We start from the raw sequence: 19,527 nt of genomic DNA on the forward strand, positions 1-19,527 counted from the left end.
TGTTCATGGCCGCCGAGCGCCGGTTAGAAGCGCAGGCATGGAAAACCTGCTCCGCCCTGTGATCGTGATCGGCGGCTCGGTGCTGATCACCCTGGCCATCGGCTGGGCCACCGACCGGCTGCTGGGCAAGGCCGACGAACGCGACCGCGACACCCCGCTGTGGGGGCTGCTGCGCCGTGGCCGCGTCCCCTACCAGCTCGTGCTGTGCGCCGCCCTGCTGCGAGGGTCGTACGACCAGGCGAAGCTGCTGGAGCGGCATCAGGCCGGCATCGGCCGGACGCTGACACTGGTGCTGATCGGCTCCGCCGCCTGGCTGGTGATCCGGATCGCGGCGGCGATCGTCGAGACCACCTACAGCCGCTACGCCCGCGCGCACCGGGACCCGGCCCGGGTGCGCAGGGTGCGCACGCAGGTGGAGCTGATCATGCGGGTGGTGTCCGCGATCGTGATCGTCGTGGCGATCGCCGCCATGCTGCTGACGTTCCCCGCGATGCGCGCCGCCGGCGCCTCCCTGCTGGCCTCGGCGGGCATCCTCGGCATCGTGGCCGGTGTCGCCGCCCAGTCGACCCTGTCCAATATGTTCGCGGGGCTGCAGATCGCCTTCGGCGACATGGTGCGTATCGGCGACACGGTCGTCGTGGACGGCGAATGGGGCACGGTGGAGGAGATCACGCTGACCTTTCTGACGGTACGGACCTGGGACGAGCGGCGGATCACCATGCCGGTGTCGTACTTCACCTCCAAACCCTTCGAGAACTGGTCGCGGGGGACCCCGCAGATGACGGGCATCGTCTACTGGCACCTCGACCACAGCGCGCCCATCGAGGCGATGCGCGAGAAGCTGCGCGACATCCTGCGCCAGTGCCCGGCCTGGGACGGCCGCGCCTACGGTCTGGTGGTGACGGACAGCACGCCCACCACCCTCCAGGTGCGCGCCCTGGTGACCGCGAAGGACGCCGACGACATCTGGACGGTGCGGGTCACGGTCCGCGAGCAGATGATCACCTGGCTGACGAACGAGCACGCCTACGCGCTGCCCCGGGTCAACACCTCCGAGGCGGTGCTCCCGCCGCAGCGTCTCCCGTCCCGCGACGGCGCCCCGCACCGCACCGACCACGAGTTCCCGCGCACCCGCCGCGGCTGACGCCGGGGCTTTCAACGGCCCCGCTCGGCACCGCCGTTGACCTGGATGACCTGTGAGGTGACGTGCCCGGCACCGGGCGAGGCCAGCCAGTGCAGGGTCGCGGCCACGTCGCCCGGTGTCCCGGCCCGCCCGGTCACCGTCTCGGCGATGAGCCGCGCCCGCCGGGCCTCGTCCATGGTGTCCCCGAAGAACTCGGTGTCCTCGACGTACCCCGGTGCGACCACGTTCACGGTGATGCCGTGCGGCCCCAGCTGCCGGGCGAGGTCGTGCGCGTACGGATGCAGGCCGGCCTTCGCCGCCGCGTAGGCGCCGCTGCCGGAACCGCGGTAGGCGGCGATGGAACTGACGAAGAGCACCCGGCCGCCGGGCGAGGCGAGCCGGTCCTTGAGCGCTTCGGTGAGGAGCGCGGCGGTCAGGACGTTCTGCCGGAAGGTGACGGTCCAGTCGTGGGCCACCCGGTCGAGGGGGTCGTCACTGCCGGACGGGGGCTCCAGCTGCCCGGCGCCGCCGGCACTGTGCACGAGAACGTCGACCGTGCCCAGCTCGTCGGCGACGAACCGGGCAACCCCGCGCACGTCCTCGGTCTCGGCCAGGTCCGCGGCGCAGGTGAGCGCCCCGGGCACGCCCGCCTTCTCCAGCACCTCCGCGCGCCGCCCGAGCAGCAGGACCCGGTCGCCGTCCGCCGCGAACGCCCGTGCCGCCGCCAGCCCGATGCCCGTACCGCCGCCACTGATCACGATGTTGCGAGTCATGATCCGAGCGTAGGACCGCACCGCCGACGGTGCCTCGAGTTGTCCACAGACACGGCACACCCATATGACAAACGGTCACGGTCACCGCAGGCTGCGCACGTCCAGGTGCCGCAGCACCCGGTCCACGATCTCCGGGTCGGCACCGGGCTCGCTGCGCGCCGCCAGCACCTCGTGCCGTGCCGCGCTCAGCATCTCGTTCTGGATGCGCCGCACCCGCTTCAGCCGCCGGGCCCGCTGGTGCTGCGCCTCCCTGCGCTCCTCCTCCCCCATGTCGGGACTGATCCGGATCCCGATGTCGAAGGCGCGCCGCAGCATCTGCTCCAAGAGTTCCTCGGGCAGGTCCTCCACCTGCTCGATCTCCCGCAGCCGGCCCTTGGCCGCCCTGGCCGCCCGCACCGCCAGCTCCTTCTCGAACTCCTTCTCCCGCTCGGAGTCGGCCCGCACCCCGAGCCACCTCACCAGCGACGGCAGCGTGAGCCCCTGCAGGACCAGAGTGACGATGATCACGCCGAAGGCGATGAAGATGATCTCGTCCCGGTCGGGGAACCGGGATCCGTCAGCGGTCTTCAGCGGGACGGCCAGCGCCAGCGCCACCGAGGCCACCCCGCGCATCCCGGACCACCACATCACGACGGTCTCCCGCCAGCTCACCGGGATCTCCTCGTCGTAGTCCCGCCGCGCGTGCAGCCGCTTGGTCAGCCAGGTCGCGGGCAGCAGCCACAACAGCCGTACGACGACGACCACGCCCACGACGGCGGCGGCCCAGCCGAGCATCTCGCCCCAGCGCCCCTGGGCCGTGCGGATGGCGTTGTGCAGTTCCAGGCCGATGAGCCCGAAGGCCACGCCCGTGACGAGGGTGTCGATGATGTCCCAGAAGGTGTGCCCGGCCAGCCGGGTCATCACGTCGTCGGCGTCGGTGGCGTACTCGGCGAGGAAGAGCGCCGTGGTGAGCACCGCCAGCACCCCCGAGCCGTGCAGTTTCTCCGCCAGCACGTAGGAGGCGTACGGCACCAGCAGGGTCATGCCGATCTGCAGGGTCGGATCGCCCAGCAGGTCCATGAGCCTGTTCGCGCCCCAGCCGAGGACCAGGCCCAGGACCACCGCCACGACGGCGGACAGGACCAGGTCCAGGCCGGCCCGCCACGCTGAGAACGAGCCGCTCACGGCCGCGGCGATCGCCACGTGGTACAGCACGATGGCCGTGACGTCGTTGAAGAGACCCTCGCCCTCCAGGATCGACACCAGGCGGCGCGGCAGCCCGAGCTGTCCGGCGACGCTGGTCGCGGCGACCGGGTCGGGCGGGGCGATCAGCGCGCCGAGCGCGACGGCGGCGGCGATCGGCAGTCCCGGCACGATCGCGTTGGCGACGAACGCCACGCACACCGTCGTCACGAACACCAGGGCGACGGCCAGCAGGAAGATCGGCCGGATGTTGGCGGCGAACTGGCGCCAGGACGTGCGCCGTACGGCGGCGTAGAGCAGCGGCGGAAGCAGCCCGGGCAGGATCAGGTCCGGCGGGATGTCCACGTCGGGCACGAAGTCGGCCACCGCCAGGACCCCGCCGAACAACGTCATCAGCACCGGCGCCGGCACCCCGAACCGGTCTCCCACCGGGACGCTCACCAGGGCCCCGAGCAACAGTACGAACAACAGGGCCAACTGATCCACGGCCGGCGCTCCGGGGGTCGACGGTCACACGGCAGGCCTCAAGCCTGCCATCCGGCCGCCGGGAACGCCTGCCGCCCTACGACGGGCCGGCGCCTACAGGGCGCGGCGCATCGCCCGGTGCGCGATGCCGGCGTCCGGGAACTCCGGGCCGTACGCCGCATAGCCGAGGCGCTCGTAGAAGCCCAGGGCCCGGGTCTGCGCGTGCAGGTCCACCGCGGTCAGGCCACGTGCGCGTGCCGCGTCCTCGATGGCCCGCACCAGGGCCACGCCGACACCGAGCCCGCGGGCCTCACGGGAGACGGCGAGCCGCCCCAGGGAGCCCACCGACGCGTCCCCGCCCGTCTTCGCCGCCGCGGCCTCGCCGTACAGCAGCCGCCCGGTGCCGAGCGGCACGCCGTCCTCGCGGACCGCCAGGACATGCACGGCGACGGTGTCGTAGGCGTCGTACTCGATGTCCTCGGCGACGCCCTGCTCGACGACGAAGACCTGCTTGCGGACCGCGAAGCACGCCTCGCGGTCGGCGGGGTCCCCGGCGATCCGGACGGTGTACGGCACGCTCACGCGTACGTCTCCTCGCGGACCTGGTCGAGGGCCTTCTGCAGGTCCTCGGGGTAGTCGCTCGCGAACTCCACCCACTGGCCGTCCGCCGGGTGCTCGAAACCGAGGCGCACCGCGTGCAGCCACTGGCGGGTCAGGCGCAGCCGCTTGGCGAGGGTGGGGTCGGCGCCGTAGGTGAGGTCGCCGACGCAGGGGTGGCGGTGGGCGGACATGTGGACGCGGATCTGGTGGGTGCGGCCGGTCTCCAGCTTCACGTCCAGCAGGGAGGCGGCACGGAAGGCCTCGATCAGGTCGTAGTGCGTCACGGAGGGCTTGCCCTCGGCCGTGACCGCCCACTTGTAGTCGTGGTTCGGGTGGCGGCCGATCGGCGCGTCGATCGTGCCGCTCGTCGGGTCCGGGTGGCCCTGGACGAGGGTGTGGTAACGCTTGTCGACCGTGCGCTCCTTGAACTGGCGCTTGAGCGACGTGTACGCCCGCTCCGACTTGGCGACCACCATCAGGCCCGAGGTGCCGACGTCCAGGCGGTGCACGATGCCCTGGCGCTCGGCGGCGCCGGAGGTGGAGATCCGGTACCCGGCGGCGGCGAGACCGCCGATGACGGTCGGGCCGGACCAGCCCGGCGACGGGTGCGCGGCCACGCCGACCGGCTTGACGATCACGACCACGTCCTCGTCGTCGTGCACGATCTCCATGCCCTCGACCGGCTCGGCGACCACCTGCACCGGCGCGGGCGCCTGCGGCATCTCGACCTCGAGCCAGGCGCCGCCGCGCACCCGCTCGGACTTGCCGACCACCGTGCCGTCGACCTGGACCTTGCCGGCCGCGGCCAGCTCCGCCGCCTTCGTGCGGGAGAAGCCGAACATGCGGGAGATGGCGGCGTCGACGCGCTCGCCCTCCAGGCCGTCGGGCACGGGCAGGGTACGGATCTCGGGAATCGTGCTCACCCGTCGAGTATGCCGGACGGGCCGGACCGCCCCGAACGCGCCTGTGGACAACTCCGGCGCGGGAAGGCGGCGCTCAGTCCTTGTGGACCGTGCCGTCCGGGTCCAGGCCGCGGAAGGACAGCAGCACGATCAGGATGCCGCCGCACACGATCGCCGAGTCCGCCAGGTTGAACACGGCGAAGCCCTTGGGCGCGATGAAGTCCACGACCTTGCCCTCGAAGATCCCGGGCGAGCGGAAGATCCGGTCGGTGAGGTTCCCGAGGGCGCCGCCGAGCAGCAGGCCGAGCGCGATGGCCCAGGGGTAGCTGTAGAGCTTGCGGGCCAGGCGGATGATCACCACGATCACGGCCGCGGCGATCAGGGTGAAGATGATCGTGAAGGCCGCGCCGAAGCCGAAGGCCGCGCCCGGGTTGCGGATGGCGTTCAGCTCCAGCCAGTCCCCGATCAGCCTGATCGGCTCGTGCCCCTCCAGCTTGGCGACCACGAGCGTCTTGCTGATCAGGTCGAGGGCGTAGGCGAACGCGGCCACCGCGAACAGCAGGGCGATCCGGCGCCCGCGGCGGTCCCGTACCTGGGCCGGGGCCTGCTGCTCGGCCGCCCCGGCCGCCGCCGTCCGCTCGCCGCTGTCGTCCGGGGTGTCCGGCGTACCGATGATGCGCTCCGCCTCTGCCACGTGAGTCCCTCAACCTAGGTGCCTGACTGAGGACGAGACTACGGCACGGCCCGCCACGCTCAGGAGCGGCGTTCCTGCTTCTGTTTGCACTCCACGCACAGCGTGGCCCGCGGGAAGGCCTGCATCCGTGCCTTGCCGATGGGGTTGCCGCAGTTCTCGCACAGACCGTAGGTACCCGCGTCCAGCCGTTCCAGGGCGTGCTCGTTCTGGACCAGCATCTCGCGCGCGTTGGCGGCCAGCGCCATCTCGTGCTCGCGCGTGATGTTCTTGGTGCCGGTGTCGGCCTGGTCGTCTCCGGCGCCGTCCCCGGAGTCCCGCATCAGGCCCACCAGGGACGCCTCGGAGGAGCTGATCTCGTCCTGCAGCCGCTTCACCTCGGACAGCAGCTCGGCACGGGCCTGAGCGACCTCTTCAGGGGTCCAGGGGTCCTCACCGGGGCGCACCGCCAGTTCGCCGGGCTCCGCCGCGGCGACCCGCGCCTTGGGAACGGCGGTCTCCGCCGTGGCCGTGCCAGGAGTCTTCTTCGCAACCACCGTCGTGGCTCCCGTCTGCTTCGCGGCCCGCGCCGCGCCCGCCTTCTTGGCCCTGCTCGTGTGGGCCGCCTCCGTGGAGACGCCCTCGGCGGCCGTCCTCCTGCCGCCGGCCTTCTTCGCCGCCGGTTTCTTGACGGCCGTCTCCTCCGCCTCCGCCACCCCCTTCACCTTCGCCGTGGTCTTCTTCCCGACGGCCTTCTTGGCCACCTGCTTCTTCGGAACCGCCACCCTGTCCGCCACCGCGTGGTCAGCCACGGCCCTCTCGGCCGGCGCCTTCCCTGCAGGCGCCTTCCCTGCAGGCGCCTTCCCTGCCGACGCCTTCCCGGCAGCTGTCTTCTCCTTGGCGGTGGGTTTGCCGGCAGCACCCGTCCTGGCCGCCGCTTCCCTCACGGCCGCCCTATCGGCAGCCGCACCCGCCTTCTTCCCGGTCCCCCTCTTTCCGGTCCCGCTCTCGACGGCCGCTTCCTTGGCCGGCGCCTTCTTGCCGGCCGTCCGCTTCTGATCGTTCTTCTCCGCGGTCTTCTTCGCGGCCGTTTTCCCGGTGGCGGCCGTCGCCCTGGCAGCCGTCTCCTTCACCGCCGCCTTCTTGACGGCCGGCTTCGCACCCGCTCCCCCGGCGCCCTTCCCCCCGGTCACCCTCTTCTTCCCGGCCACTCCCTTGGCCTCACCGCCGGAGGCAGCCGCGCCGGAGGCAGCCGCGCCCCCGCGCCGGCCGGTCGCCGGCTGCTGTACGGCGGTCTTTTTCGCCACCATGGCCGCGACCCCTTCACATATTGTGATTTCGCTCGCGAATCGTGCTGGGACGATAAATCGACTTGAGTCCCGCGGCAACGGGGCACACCGCCCGATTCGCCCGCCCGCACCCCCCGCGCAGCGGGCCTGCATCCGTTGTGCCCAGCTCCCCGCCGGGTAATCCGGCGGAGCCGGGCCTCCCGGGACCCGAGCGCACCGCCCCTCGCCATTCGGGGCATCCCGGCCCGTCGCACCGCCCGCCGCGGCGCCGCACGGAAATGCGGTCGGCCGCTGTCCGCGCGGCGCCGTACACTGGGCGGAGCGAAAAGCGTGGATGGGGACGAGTAGCGGCGTACGCAGCCGAGAGCGATCCGGGGACGGTGTGAGCCCGGGGGCGAGCGCGACGTGAAGATCACCCCGGAGCCGCCGGAAGAAAGTCACAGCCGCAAGGCCAGCGCGAGTAGACCCGGCTTCGCGACCCCAATGAGGGGGCTCACCGGCGCGTACGGCGCGACGGAGGGCCAAGGAGGGTGGTACCGCGGGAGCGCGCCGCACACGGCGTAGGCAGGATCGAAGGCTCTCGTCCCTCCGACGGAAGGCAGCAAGTCCGTTGGAGGATGCTCGCAGATGACAGCGCCGACGTACCGCCAGGTGCCCGCACAGGTCGACCTGCCCGCTCTTGAGCACGCCGTGCTCGACTTCTGGCGCGACCAGAAGATCTTCGCCAAGAGCCTGGAGCAGTCCGAGGGCCGCCCGGAATGGGTGTTCTACGAAGGCCCGCCCACCGCCAACGGCATGCCCGGCGCCCACCACATCGAGGCGCGCGTCTTCAAGGACGTCTTCCCCCGCTTCCGCACCATGCGCGGCTACCACGTGGACCGCAAGGCCGGCTGGGACTGCCACGGCCTCCCGGTGGAGCTGACGGTCGAGAAGGAGCTCGGCTTCAGCGGCAAGCAGGACATCGAGGCGTACGGCATCGCCGAGTTCAACGACAAGTGCCGTGCGTCCGTGCTCCGCCACACCGACGCGTTCGAAGCGCTCACGACCCGTATGGGCTACTGGGTCGACCTCAACGACGCGTACATCACGATGGCCCCCGAGTACATCGAGTCCGTCTGGTGGTCGCTGAAGGAGATCTTCACCAAGGGCCTGCTGGTCCAGGACCACCGCGTCGCCCCCTGGTGCCCGCGCTGCGGCACCGGCCTGTCCGACCACGAGCTGGCGCAGGGCTACGAGACGGTCGTGGACCCGTCCGTGTACGTCCGCTTCCCGCTCACCTCCGGTCCGCTCGCCGGCGAGGCCGCGCTCCTGGTGTGGACGACGACCCCGTGGACCCTGGTGTCCAACACGGCGGTCGCCGCCCATCCGGAGGTCACCTACGTCGTCGCGACCAACGGCGAGGAGAAGCTCGTCGTCGCCGAGCCGCTCGTGGGCAAGGCGCTCGGCGAGGGCTGGGAGAGCACCGGGCAGACCTTCACCGGCGCCGAGATGGAGCGCTGGACGTACCGACGCCCCTTCGAGCTCGTCGAGTTCCCCGAGCCCGCCCACTACGTGGTCAACGCCGACTACGTCACCACCGAGGACGGTACGGGTCTGGTCCACCAGTCCCCCGCCTTCGGTGAGGACGACCTCAAGGTGTGCCGTTCCTACGGTCTGCCGGTCGTCAACCCGGTCCGCCCGGACGGCACCTTCGAGGAGGACGTCCCGCTGGTCGGCGGCGTCTTCTTCAAGAAGGCGGACGAAAAGCTCACCGAGGACCTCCAGCAGCGCGGCCTCCTCTTCAAGCACATCCCGTACGAGCACAGCTACCCGCACTGCTGGCGCTGTCACACCGCGCTGCTCTACTACGCACAGCCCTCCTGGTACATCCGCACGACGGCGATCAAGGACCGCCTCATCCAGGAGAACGAGAAGACCAACTGGTTCCCGGCGACGGTCAAGCACGGCCGCTTCGGCGACTGGCTCAACAACAACATCGACTGGGCGCTGTCCCGCAACCGCTACTGGGGCACCCCGCTGCCGATCTGGCGCTGCGAGGACGACCACCTCACCTGCGTCGGCTCCCGCGCGGAGCTGACCGAGCTGACCGGCACGGACCAGTCGGGCCTGGACCCGCACCGTCCGTTCATCGACGAGGTCACCTTCGCCTGCCGCCACGACGGCTGCGGCAAGACGGCCACGCGCGTGCCCGAGGTCATCGACGCCTGGTACGACTCGGGTTCCATGCCGTTCGCGCAGTGGGGCTACCCGCACAAGAACAAGGAGCTGTTCGAGAGCCGCTACCCGGCGCAGTTCATCTCCGAGGCGATCGACCAGACCCGCGGCTGGTTCTACACGCTGATGGCCGTCGGCACCCTCGTCTTCGACAAGTCGTCGTACGAGAACGTCGTCTGCCTCGGCCACATCCTCGCCGAGGACGGCCGCAAGATGTCCAAGCACCTGGGCAACACCCTGGACCCGATCCCGCTCATGGACCGGCACGGCGCGGACGCGGTGCGCTGGTTCATGGCGGCCGGCGGTTCCCCGTGGGCGGCCCGCCGGGTCGGCCACGGCACCATCCAGGAGGTCGTGCGCAAGACCCTGCTGACGTACTGGAACACGGTCGCCTTCCAGGCGCTGTACGCCCGTACGTCGGCCTGGGCGCCTTCCGCCGCGGACCCGGCCCCGGCCGAGCGCCCGGTGCTGGACCGCTGGCTGCTGTCCGAGCTGCACGCCCTCACCGACCAGGTGACGCAGTCGCTGGAGGCGTACGACACCCAGCGCGCCGGCAAGCTGCTGTCCGCGTTCGTCGACGACCTGTCGAACTGGTACGTCCGCCGCTCGCGGCGCCGCTTCTGGCAGGGTGACAAGGCCGCGCTGCGCACGCTGCACGAGGTGCTGGAGACGGTCACGAAGCTGATGGCGCCGATCACCCCGTTCGTCACCGAGCGGGTGTGGCAGGACCTGGTCGTGCCGGTGACCCCGGGCGCGCCGGAGTCCGTGCACCTGGCCTCCTGGCCGGAGGCGGACCTGTCGGCGATCGACCCGGAGCTGTCCCAGCAGATGGTCCTGGTGCGCCGGCTGGTGGAGCTGGGCCGGGCCACCCGCGCGGAGTCGGGTGTCAAGACGCGTCAGCCGCTGTCCCGTGCCCTCATCGCCGCGACCGGCTTCGACGCGCTGGACCGTGAGCTGCACACCCAGATCACGGAGGAGCTGAACGTCTCCTCGCTGGCCTCCCTGGCCGAGGTCGGCGGCTCTCTGGTGGACACCACCGCCAAGGCCAACTTCCGTGCGCTGGGCAAGCGGTTCGGCAAGCGGGTGCAGGAGGTGGCCAGGGCCATCGCCGGTGCCGACGCCGCCGCGCTCTCCCTCGCCCTGCGTGAGGGCACGGCCTCGGTGGAGGTCGAAGGTGAGACGGTCACCCTCGCTCCGGATGAGGTGATCATCACGGAAACCCCGCGTGAGGGCTGGTCGGTGGCCTCCGACTCCGGGGCCACGGTCGCGCTGGACCTGGAGATCACGGAGGAGCTGCGGCAGGCGGGCCTGGCCCGTGACGCGATCCGGCTGATCCAGGAGGCCCGCAAGAACAGCGGGTTGGACGTGGCGGACCGGATCGCTCTGCGGTGGACGTCCACGGATGCCGCGGTCGTCGCGGCCCTGACCGAGCACTCCGAACTGATCGCCGACGAGGTGCTGTCGACGGACTTCCGCCAGGGCGACGCCGACGACAGCTTCGGTGAGCCGTTCACCGACGAGGGGCTGTCCCTCACGTTCCGGCTGCGGAAGGCGTAGGCGCCGAGCGGATCGAGAAGGGCCCGGTCTCCCTGAGGGGAGGCCGGGCCCTTCTCGTGCGTGCGGGTCGGATTCAACCCGCGTAAAAAGGGCGGGCCCCCGGACCGAAGTCCGGGGGCCCGCCCTTTGAGCGCTGCCGACGCCGTTGTCGTACTAGTGCCCGGTGCTCAGTTGTCGTCCTCGTCGATCAGGAACCCGCGCATCGGCGAGGGTGCCTGGCCCATCGGGGACGGACCCTGCGGACGGACCGGGGCCATGGGCTGGGTCATGGCCGGGGTCATCTGCTGCTGACCGCCGTAGGACGGGGCGGACGGAGCGGGGTTGCCGCCCATCGTCTGGTTGCCGCCGTACGACGGGGCGCCCGCGCCGGCCGGAGCCATGGAGGGCGCCGGGGACGGCGGCAGGGACGCGGTGGCCGGGGTGCGCGGCGGGGCCAGCGAGTCGTCGGCCTGGGTCTCCAGCTGGCGCAGCTGGGACTCGAGGTACGACTTCAGGCGCGTGCGGTACTCGCGTTCGAAGCCGCGCAGGTCCTCGACCTTGCGCTCCAGCGTGGCGCGGGCGGACTCCAGGGAGCCCATCGCGACGCGGTGCTTCTCCTGCGCGTCCCGCTCCAGGGCGTCGGCCTTGGCACGGGCGTCACGCTCCAGACCCTCGGCGCGGCTGCGGGCCTCGCCGACGATCTTGTTGGCCTCGGAGCGGGCCTCGGCGATCGCCTGGTCGGCGGTCTGCTGGGCCAGCGAGAGGACACGGGCGGCGCTGTCGCCACCGGGTCCCTGACCGGGGCCGCCCATCGGACCGCCCATGGGGCCGCCCATCGGACCACCCATCTGCTGCTGCATGGGCGGCTGACCGCCCATCGGGCCCTGACCCATCGGACCCTGACCCATCGGGCCCTGGCCCATCGGACCGGGACCCTGCGGGCCGCCCTGGCCGCTGGGACCGGCGGGCAGCTGCGGGGCACCGCTCGGCAGCTGGGGCGGACCACCCATGGGGCCACCCATCTGCTGCTGCGGCGGGCCCGATATGCCGGCGGGCACCGGCGCGCCGGGACCTCGCATGCCCTGCTGCTGAGGATGCTGCTGCTGGTCCTGCTCCGGCGGGCCCTTGCGCATGTTCTGCTGGTTCTGCGCGGCCGCACGGGTCGCCGCGGCCAGCTTGGCGCGCAGGTCCTCGTTCTCGCGGAGCAGACGGGTCAGTTCGGCTTCGACCTCGTCGAGGAAGGCATCGACCTCGTCCTCGTCATAGCCTTCTCGGAGGCGGACGGTCGTGAACTGCTTGTTCCGCACGTCCTCGGGGGTCAACGGCATCTCTTCACCTCAACGTAGTCATCGGCAGTCGGCAAGACCGTATCGTCCATCCTCATCCCACGAAGTTCCCCGTGATCGAGAGGAGGATGTAGACGATGATCATCAGTACGAAGAAGGACAGGTCGAGCGCCACGCCCCCGAGACGCAGCGGCGGGATGAACCGCCGCAGAAGCTTCAGCGGTGGATCGGTGACAGTGTAGGTGGCCTCCAGTACGACCACCATCGCCTTGCCGGGTTGCCACGAGCGGGCGAACTGGAACACGTAATCCATGACCAGTCGGAAGATGAGCACGGCGAGGAACACCAGTAGCGCGGTGTGGACCACCGTGACGAACACGCTCATGGCCTGCGCTTCCCTCTCCCCTGCTCCGTGCTCTTCCGAACGTCGATCCGGTTGTGTGTCTCAGCTCTGGTTGAAGAACCCGCCCTCTGCGATGCGGGCCTTGTCCTCCGCCGTGACATCGACGTTAGCAGGAGACAACAGGAACACCTTCTGCGTCACCCGCTCGATGCTGCCGTGAAGACCAAACACCAAACCGGCCGCAAAGTCGACAAGTCGCTTCGCGTCTGTGTCATCCATCTCAGTCAGATTCATGATCACCGGGGTTCCCTCACGGAAGTGTTCCCCGATGGTACGGGCTTCGTTGTAGGTCCGCGGGTGAAGCGTGGTGATCCGGTAAGGCTCTCGCTCGGACACAACCTTGGGCATGATCACCGGTGCGTTCTTCTCGAGGGACTGACGTTCTTGTGTGATGGATGCCACGGGCGCGATCCGCGCCGGACGTCCGGATTCCGCGGCGAGCGCCGTCGAACGGGCCACCGGCTCGCGCGGCGCGGGCGGTTGCACGATTCGCACCTCTTCGTCCCTTTGGGGCTGATGTGCGCTGTGCGACGGGTGTGCCGATTCATGCCGTCGGTGGTCCCGCTCGGGCTCCGGGTCCAACTCGGGTTCGAAGTCGTCGTCGGGATCGAATCCGCGGCCGTCGTACCCATCGTCCTCCACGAGGCCGAGGTAGACCGCCATCTTGCGCATCGCGCCGGCCATGCTCTGAGTCCTCCGCTCTGTGGTGGATCGACTGACGACTGCCAAGTGCCCGCGATCCACGTGGCCGTTGTGCCCGTGTTCACGGGCATTGACCATATTTTCTGCTGTGGTCCGACTTCCTGGCGACGTTACCCGAGCCTGGGGCGGACTCCGAGTACCGCAGTGCCGACGCGCACATGTGTCGCCCCGGCGGCCACGGCCTGTTCGAGGTCCGCACTCATCCCTGCTGACACCATGGTTGCAGCCGGATGGGCTCGGCGCAGGTCAGTCGACAAATCCATGAGGCGCCGAAACGCCTCTTGTTCGCGTCCCGCGTACTCCCCGGTGAGCGGAGCGACGGTCATCAGTCCGTCGAGCCGCAGCCCCGGCGCCTCGCCGACGAGGTCGGCCAACTCTTCGATTCCGTCCGGGGACACGCCTCCGCGCTCTCCCCGGCCGCTGACGCCCGCGTCCAGTGCGACCTGGATCAGGCACCCGACCTCGCGCTCCGCCCGCACCGCCTCGTTCGACAGCGCGGTGACGAGCCGGGCGCGGTCGACGGACTGCACGACATCGGCGTAACCCACCACCGAACGCACCTTGTTGGTCTGCAATTGACCGACAAAGTGCCATTTCAGTGGCAGATCCGCGCACGCGGCGGCCTTCGGGGCCGCGTCCTGGTCCCGGTTCTCGGCGACATGGCGCACACCGAGTTCCGACAGGATCCGTACATCGCTCGCCGGGTAGGTCTTGGTGACCACGATCAGGGTCACCTCCTCCCGCTCGCGCCCCGCCGCCACACACGCGGCGGTGATGCGCTCCTCCACTTTCGCCAGATTTCCGGCGAGTTCGGTCTTACGGTCCGTCATGCCCCATCAGTCCAGCCACACATAGCCCGCGAGCCGCCCGGTCGTGCGGTCACGGCGGTACGAGAAGTGGTCGCCCGACTCCAGCGTGCACACCGGTGACTGCGCCCGGTCGCACACCCCGAGCCGGTCGAGCTGCGCGTGCACCCCGGCGCTCACGTCGACCGCCGGCGTACCCCAGCTCGTCCCAGCGTGCGCCGCCGGCTCGACGGCGGCCACTTCGGCGCGCATCGGCTCCGGCACCTCGTAGCACCGTCCGCAGACGGCCGGTCCGGTGCGCGCGACGATCCGGCCGGGCTCGGCGCCGAGTTCGGCCATGGCCCGTACGGCGGCGGGGACGACCCCCTTGACCATGCCGGGCCGTCCGGCGTGGGCGGCTGCCACGACCCCGGCGACGGGATCGGCCAGCAGCACCGGCACGCAGTCGGCGGTGAGGACGGCGAGGGCGAGTCCGCGGCGGGCGGTGACGATCGCGTCGACCTCCGGGGCCGGGCGGTCGGCCCAGGGCTCGTCCACCACGGCCACGTCGGCGCCGTGCACCTGGTTCATCCAGACGACCCGGCCCGCATCGAGGCCGAGCGACTTGGCGGCGATGTCCCGGTTGGTCCGTACGGCCTCCGGGTCGTCGCCGACCGCGCCGCCCAGATTGAGCTCCTCATACGGAGCGGCGCTCACCCCGCCCCACCGGTCGGTGAAGGCGAAGTGCGCGCCGCTCACGCTCTCGCGCCGTCCTATCACTTGAGGAAGTCCGGCACGTCCAGCTCCTCGGCCGCGCTGTCCGAGTAGGTCCGCGGCGCCGGCGTCACCGGAGGGGCGACCGGGATGTCGGGCACCGGCTCGGGCGCCGGCTCCGGCTCCTCCTTCGGCGTCACGCTGCCGAGCGAGCCGAAGGCCGGCCGGCTGGGCTCGGCCGGCCGTGCCGGAGCGGGCTCCTCGCGGCGGGGTGCCGTCGAGGCCGAGGCCGAGCCGAGGACGTTGTCCCGGCGGGCCGGCGGCTGGCCGCCGTCGAAGCCGGCCGCGATCACGGTGACCCGGACCTCGTCGCCGAGGGCGTCGTCGATGACGGCGCCGAAGATGATGTTGGCCTCGGGGTGGGCGGCCTCGCTGACCAGCTGGGCGGCCTCGTTGATCTCGAACAGGCCGAGGTCGGAGCCGCCGGAGATCGAGAGCAGCACACCGCGGGCGCCGTCGATGGACGCCTCCAGCAGCGGCGAGGAGATCGCCATCTCGGCGGCGGCCACCGCGCGGTCGTCGCCGCGGGCCGAGCCGATGCCCATGAGCGCCGAACCGGCCTCGGACATGACCGACTTCACGTCGGCGAAGTCGAGGTTGATCAGACCCGGGGTGGTGATGAGGTCGGTGATGCCCTGGACACCGGAGAGCAGGACCTGGTCGGCGGACTTGAAGGCGTCCAGGACCGAGACCTGGCGGTCCGAGATGGACAGCAGCCGGTCGTTGGGGATCACGATGAGGGTGTCGACCTCTTCGCGCAGTTCGGCGATGCCGTCCTCGGCCTGGTTCGCGCGGCGCCGTCCCTCGAAGGTGAACGGGCGCGTGACCACGCCGATGGTGAGGGCGCCGAGGGAGCGCGCGATGTTGGCCACGACGGGTGCGCCGCCGGTGCCGGTGCCGCCGCCTTCACCGGCCGTCACGAAGACCATGTCGGCCCCCTTGAGGACCTCCTCGATCTCCTCGCGGTGGTCCTCGGCGGCCTTGCGGCCGACGGCCGGGTTGGCTCCGGCGCCGAGTCCGCGGGTGAGTTCCCGGCCGACGTCGAGCTTGACGTCGGCGTCGCTCATCAACAGCGCCTGTGCGTCGGTGTTGATGGCGATGAACTCGACACCCTTGAGACCGACCTCGATCATCCGGTTGATGGCATTGACACCACCGCCGCCGACACCGATGACCTTGATGACTGCGAGGTAGTTCTGCGGTGCTGCCACGTCGAAGGCCTCTCGCCTCGAATTACGTTGTCGCCGCCGTGCGGTGCCCCGCGCCGGGACGACGGATGCCGAATGGGACGGTCCGTAGCGCCGACCCGAACCCTAACCCTGAAGTTTAGGGTTACCAGTGTGTCTGTTCCCTGGAGTCTTCTGAACAGGACACTAAGTCGACAAGTGGCGCCCGTTCAACGAACACGCCGAACCTCCCGTTTTTCTTTTCACCCTATGTGATCAGCCGTAGCAGTGCCCAACCAGGGTGCTGGCCTGCGCTGATGTGCGTCAACTCCGCGATGACGCAGGGGCGGTGGGAACGCTGACATCGAAGTGCCGCGCGGCGGGAGCTGCTTTCATGAGAGCTGTGAGGGTCCGTGCCTTGGCGCGGCCGTTCTCACCACTGCCCCACAGGATCGTGCGGCCGTCGGCCAGCACCAGCGAGACGGCGTCGAAGGAACGGACTTGGACGGTCCGGGTCCGCTTCGCCACGTCGGCCGGCAGGTCACCGGCGACCCGGACCGCCTCGCGCACCAGCCGGTCGGTGCCGAAACGCCGGAAGCCCGCCGCCCCGGAACCCGTGCGGGAGACGGACAATTCCAGCATCGGAACGGCATTCGGCGCCTGCGAAACCGTAGCGAACCGGACACCTTCGTCATCGACTTCGGTGAAGTCCCCGCTGTTTCGGAGCAGCAGAACCGGAGTGCGCTCGGTCACTTTCAGCCCGATTCCATGGGGCCAGGAACGGACCACGTCAACCGTGTCGATCCGGGGCAGTTTCCGGCGCAAGCGGGCCTCGATGCCCTCGGTGTCGACGGAAATCATCGGCGCCCCGACCGGCACGGCCGCCGCGTCGCGCACCTCGGCGGACGTCAGCACGCGCGTGCCGGACACCGACACATGGCCGACGCGCAGCCATGAGGAGCCGTACAACACCCATGTCCCACCGGCACCGAGGAGCACGGCGGCGGCCACAGCCAGGATGACGATCGTACGAAGGCGCAGTTTTCCGGACCCTCGGCCCGGCGGCGGGCCGGACGACTCCTGCTGGCGTTCACCGCGCTCGGCGGTAGTCGGTCCGGCCACCCTCACTGCCCTTTCGTCATACGGTCCTAACGGCGCGAGGCGATCGCCTCGTACACCATGCCGACGAGCAGCTCGTCGGCGTCCCGGCGGCCGAACTCGCTTGCCGAGCGGGACATCTCGTACAGTCGGTGCGGGTCGGCGAGCACGGGCAGGACGTTCTGCTGCACCCACTCGGGCGTCAGCTCCGCGTCGTCGACGAGGAGTCCGCCGCCGGCCTTGACCACCGGCTGGGCGTTGAGCCGCTGTTCGCCGTTGCCGATGGGCAGCGGGACGTAGGCGGCCGGGAGTCCGACGGCGGAGAGTTCGGCGACGGTCATCGCGCCCGCGCGGCAGAGCATCATGTCGGCCGCGGCGTACGCGAGGTCCATCCGGTCCAGGTAACTTACCGGGACATAGGGGGGCATCCCCGGCATCTGCTGCACCTGCGGCAGTTCGTTCTTCGGGCCGACCGCGTGCAGGATCTGGATGCCGGCCTGCTGGAGCCAGGGCGCGACCTGCTGGACGACCTCGTTGAGGCGCCGGGCGCCCTGGGAGCCGCCGGAGACGAGCAGCGTGGGCAGGTTCGGGTCGAGGCCGAAACGGTGGCGGCCCTCGGGACGGGCCGCGGCGCGGTCCAGGGTGGCGATGGAGCGGCGCAGCGGGATGCCGATGTAGCGGGCGTCGCGCAGCTTGCTGTCCGGCGTGGAGACGGCGACCCGGGCGGCGTACCGGGAGCCGATCTTGTTGGCCAGGCCCGGGCGGGCGTTCGCCTCGTGGATCACGATGGGCACGCCGAGCCGCTTGGCGGCCAGGTAGCCGGGCAGGGCGACGTAGCCGCCGAAGCCGACCACGACGTCCGCCTTGGTGCGCTCAAGGATCTGCTCGGCGGCCTTGATCGTGCCGCGCAGCCGGCCCGGGACGGTGATCAGCTCGGGGGTTGGCTTGCGCGGCAGCGGCACCGCGGGGATCAGCGCCAGCTCGTAGCCGCGCTCCGGAACGAGCCGGGTCTCCAGACCGCGCTCCGTGCCCAGGGCCGTGATCCCCACGGTCGGGTCCTGCCTGCGCAGGGCGTCCGCGAGGGCGAGCGCGGGCTCGATGTGGCCCGCGGTACCCCCGCCGGCGAGTACGACATGCACCGAAATTCACCGCTCTCCGGACGAACGCGCCACTGAGGCGCGCCGTCGCATCGTGTTCCATCTCCGAGGCCCCCGCTCACCGCCGGAGCCTCCCGCCCGCTTTCTACCAAAGCGAGGTTGCCGCATCGCAAGCGCTGCCCGCGCAGCGGGCTCGTCACGTGCGAAGGCGATCAGCAGCCCGATGGCGAACATGGTCGGCAGCAGGGCGGACCCTCCGTAGGAGAACAGCGGGAGGGGGACGCCGGCGATCGGCAGCAGACCGAGCACCGCACCGATGTTGATCACCGCCTGGGCGGTGATCCAGGTGGTCACGCCTCCCGCGGCATACCTCACGAAGGGGTCCTCCGTGCGTCCGGCCACGCGGATACCCGCATAGCCTAGAGCCGCGAACAGGGCGAGCACCGACAGCGTCCCCGCCAGGCCCAGTTCCTCACCGGTGACGGCGAAGATGAAGTCGGTGTGCGCTTCGGGCAGTTGGCCCCATTTTTCCACACTCGCGCCGAGTCCCGAGCCGAAGAGTCCGCCGGAGGCGAGGGCGTAGATGCCGTGCACGGCCTGCCAGCAGTCGGCGGCGCCCGCCTTGGGCTCGGTCGCACCGATGCAGGAAAGCCGGGCCATCCGGTTGGGACTGGTCTTGATGAGGACGAAACCGATCAGGGCGGCGATCTGCAGCACCACGGCGAACAGCCGTGTCGGCGCCCCGGCGAGCCACAGCAGGCCGAACAGGATCGCCGTGAGGATGATCGCGGTGCCCATGTCGCCGCCGAGCATGATCAGCCCGAGCAGCAGGAAGGCGACCGGTACCAGCGGCACCAGCATGTGCTTCCACTGGGTCAGCAGCTTCCGCTCCTGCTTGCGGGCGATCAGGTCCGCGCCCCACAGCACCAGCGCCAGCTTGCCGAACTCGCTGGGCTGGATCTGGAAGGAGCCGCCGAGGGAGATCCAGTTCTGGTTGCCGTTGACCGCCATCCCTATCCCCGGCACCTGCACCAGGGCCATCGTGAAGATGGCACCGGCGAGGATCGGGTAGGCCAGCGCCCGGTGCAGTTTCACCGGCATGCGGGAGGCCACGAACAGCAGTACGCCGCCCAGCACGGCGGCCAGCAGCTGCTTGCGGAAGAAGTACGACCCCGGCAGCGCCATCTGCAGCGCGGTGATCTGGGAGGCCGAGTAGACCATCACCAGCCCCAGCACGATGATCAGCACACTGCCGCCGAGGATCAGGTAGTAGGCGGTCAGCGGGCGGTCCCAGGCCTTTCGCGCGCGCATGGAGAACCGTTGGACGGCGTTGTCGCGCGAGGACCGGGAAACGGCGGGACGCCTGGACGCCCGTTGCACGGGTGGCCGGCCGGTACGGCTACTGGGCATCGGCGCCTCCGCTGAACGTCGACCGTCCCACGCGTCCCTCCCAAGATCCGCC

The 19,527-nt window shown here is 70.6% G+C and carries 17 protein-coding genes; 2 read left to right on the top strand and 15 right to left on the bottom strand.

The annotated features are described in order from the left end of the window. The first annotated feature begins 37 nt into the window (after positions 1–37). On the top strand, positions 38–1,144 hold the full coding sequence (locus ACWC94_RS13085) for a mechanosensitive ion channel family protein (protein WP_450796594.1): 1,107 nt from the start codon (positions 38–40) through the stop codon (positions 1,142–1,144). 11 nt (positions 1,145–1,155) lie between these two features. On the opposite strand, the gene ACWC94_RS13090 is transcribed toward ACWC94_RS13085, so the two are convergent. The 6 genes from ACWC94_RS13090 to ACWC94_RS13115 form a co-directional block, all read right to left on the bottom strand. Further along, complete coding sequence (locus tag ACWC94_RS13090) at positions 1,156–1,896, bottom strand: SDR family NAD(P)-dependent oxidoreductase (RefSeq protein WP_450796595.1); 741 nt, start codon at positions 1,894–1,896, stop codon at positions 1,156–1,158. A gap of 81 nt (positions 1,897–1,977) precedes the next feature. After that, the gene (locus ACWC94_RS13095) at positions 1,978–3,564 is read right to left on the bottom strand and encodes a Na+/H+ antiporter (RefSeq protein WP_450796596.1); all 1,587 of its coding nucleotides are present in this window, start codon (positions 3,562–3,564) and stop codon (positions 1,978–1,980) included. A gap of 93 nt (positions 3,565–3,657) precedes the next feature. Next, on the bottom strand, positions 3,658–4,125 hold the full coding sequence (locus tag ACWC94_RS13100; protein ID WP_450796597.1) for a GNAT family N-acetyltransferase: 468 nt from the start codon (positions 4,123–4,125) through the stop codon (positions 3,658–3,660). Next, a complete protein-coding gene (locus ACWC94_RS13105) occupies positions 4,122–5,066 on the bottom strand; it encodes an RluA family pseudouridine synthase (RefSeq protein WP_450796598.1) in 945 nt (314 codons plus the stop codon). Before ACWC94_RS13105 ends, ACWC94_RS13100 begins: the two co-directional genes overlap by 4 nt. Positions 5,067–5,139: 73 nt before the next feature. Beyond that, positions 5,140–5,739 carry a signal peptidase II gene (gene lspA, locus ACWC94_RS13110; protein WP_450796599.1) on the bottom strand — a complete coding sequence of 200 codons (600 nt, stop codon included), beginning with the start codon at positions 5,737–5,739 and terminating at the stop codon, positions 5,140–5,142. A gap of 59 nt (positions 5,740–5,798) precedes the next feature. Next, positions 5,799–7,025 carry a TraR/DksA C4-type zinc finger protein gene (locus tag ACWC94_RS13115; RefSeq protein WP_450796600.1) on the bottom strand — a complete coding sequence of 409 codons (1,227 nt, stop codon included), beginning with the start codon at positions 7,023–7,025 and terminating at the stop codon, positions 5,799–5,801. A gap of 606 nt (positions 7,026–7,631) precedes the next feature. Here ACWC94_RS13115 and ileS point away from each other — a divergent pair. Next, complete coding sequence (gene ileS, locus ACWC94_RS13120; RefSeq protein WP_450796601.1) at positions 7,632–10,775, top strand: isoleucine--tRNA ligase; 3,144 nt, start codon at positions 7,632–7,634, stop codon at positions 10,773–10,775. 167 nt (positions 10,776–10,942) lie between these two features. Here ileS and ACWC94_RS13125 read toward each other — a convergent pair whose 3' ends face one another. The 9 genes from ACWC94_RS13125 to ftsW form a co-directional block, all read right to left on the bottom strand. After that, positions 10,943–12,082 (bottom strand): DivIVA domain-containing protein, encoded by a 1,140-nt coding sequence (locus ACWC94_RS13125; RefSeq protein WP_450796602.1) that lies wholly within the window; start codon positions 12,080–12,082, stop codon positions 10,943–10,945. A 52-nt stretch (positions 12,083–12,134) separates the two neighbouring features. Further along, positions 12,135–12,425 (bottom strand): YggT family protein, encoded by a 291-nt coding sequence (locus tag ACWC94_RS13130; protein WP_363218714.1) that lies wholly within the window; start codon positions 12,423–12,425, stop codon positions 12,135–12,137. A gap of 60 nt (positions 12,426–12,485) precedes the next feature. Further along, positions 12,486–13,127 (bottom strand): cell division protein SepF, encoded by a 642-nt coding sequence (locus ACWC94_RS13135; protein WP_450796603.1) that lies wholly within the window; start codon positions 13,125–13,127, stop codon positions 12,486–12,488. A gap of 128 nt (positions 13,128–13,255) precedes the next feature. After that, on the bottom strand, positions 13,256–13,975 hold the full coding sequence (locus ACWC94_RS13140) for a YggS family pyridoxal phosphate-dependent enzyme (protein WP_450796604.1): 720 nt from the start codon (positions 13,973–13,975) through the stop codon (positions 13,256–13,258). A 6-nt stretch (positions 13,976–13,981) separates the two neighbouring features. Beyond that, on the bottom strand, positions 13,982–14,710 hold the full coding sequence (gene pgeF / locus ACWC94_RS13145) for a peptidoglycan editing factor PgeF (RefSeq protein ID WP_450796605.1): 729 nt from the start codon (positions 14,708–14,710) through the stop codon (positions 13,982–13,984). Beyond that, complete coding sequence (ftsZ, locus tag ACWC94_RS13150; RefSeq protein WP_450796606.1) at positions 14,707–15,915, bottom strand: cell division protein FtsZ; 1,209 nt, start codon at positions 15,913–15,915, stop codon at positions 14,707–14,709. Before ftsZ ends, pgeF begins: the two co-directional genes overlap by 4 nt. 279 nt (positions 15,916–16,194) lie before the next feature. Continuing rightward, positions 16,195–16,992 (bottom strand): cell division protein FtsQ/DivIB, encoded by a 798-nt coding sequence (locus ACWC94_RS13155; protein WP_450796607.1) that lies wholly within the window; start codon positions 16,990–16,992, stop codon positions 16,195–16,197. Between the two features lie 26 nt (positions 16,993–17,018). After that, on the bottom strand, positions 17,019–18,107 hold the full coding sequence (gene murG / locus ACWC94_RS13160) for an undecaprenyldiphospho-muramoylpentapeptide beta-N-acetylglucosaminyltransferase (protein ID WP_450796608.1): 1,089 nt from the start codon (positions 18,105–18,107) through the stop codon (positions 17,019–17,021). A gap of 6 nt (positions 18,108–18,113) precedes the next feature. Continuing rightward, a complete protein-coding gene (gene ftsW / locus ACWC94_RS13165) occupies positions 18,114–19,475 on the bottom strand; it encodes a putative lipid II flippase FtsW (RefSeq protein WP_450796609.1) in 1,362 nt (453 codons plus the stop codon). Positions 19,476–19,527 lie beyond the last annotated feature (52 nt).

This window comes from Streptomyces sp. NPDC001135 (assembly GCF_053598395.1).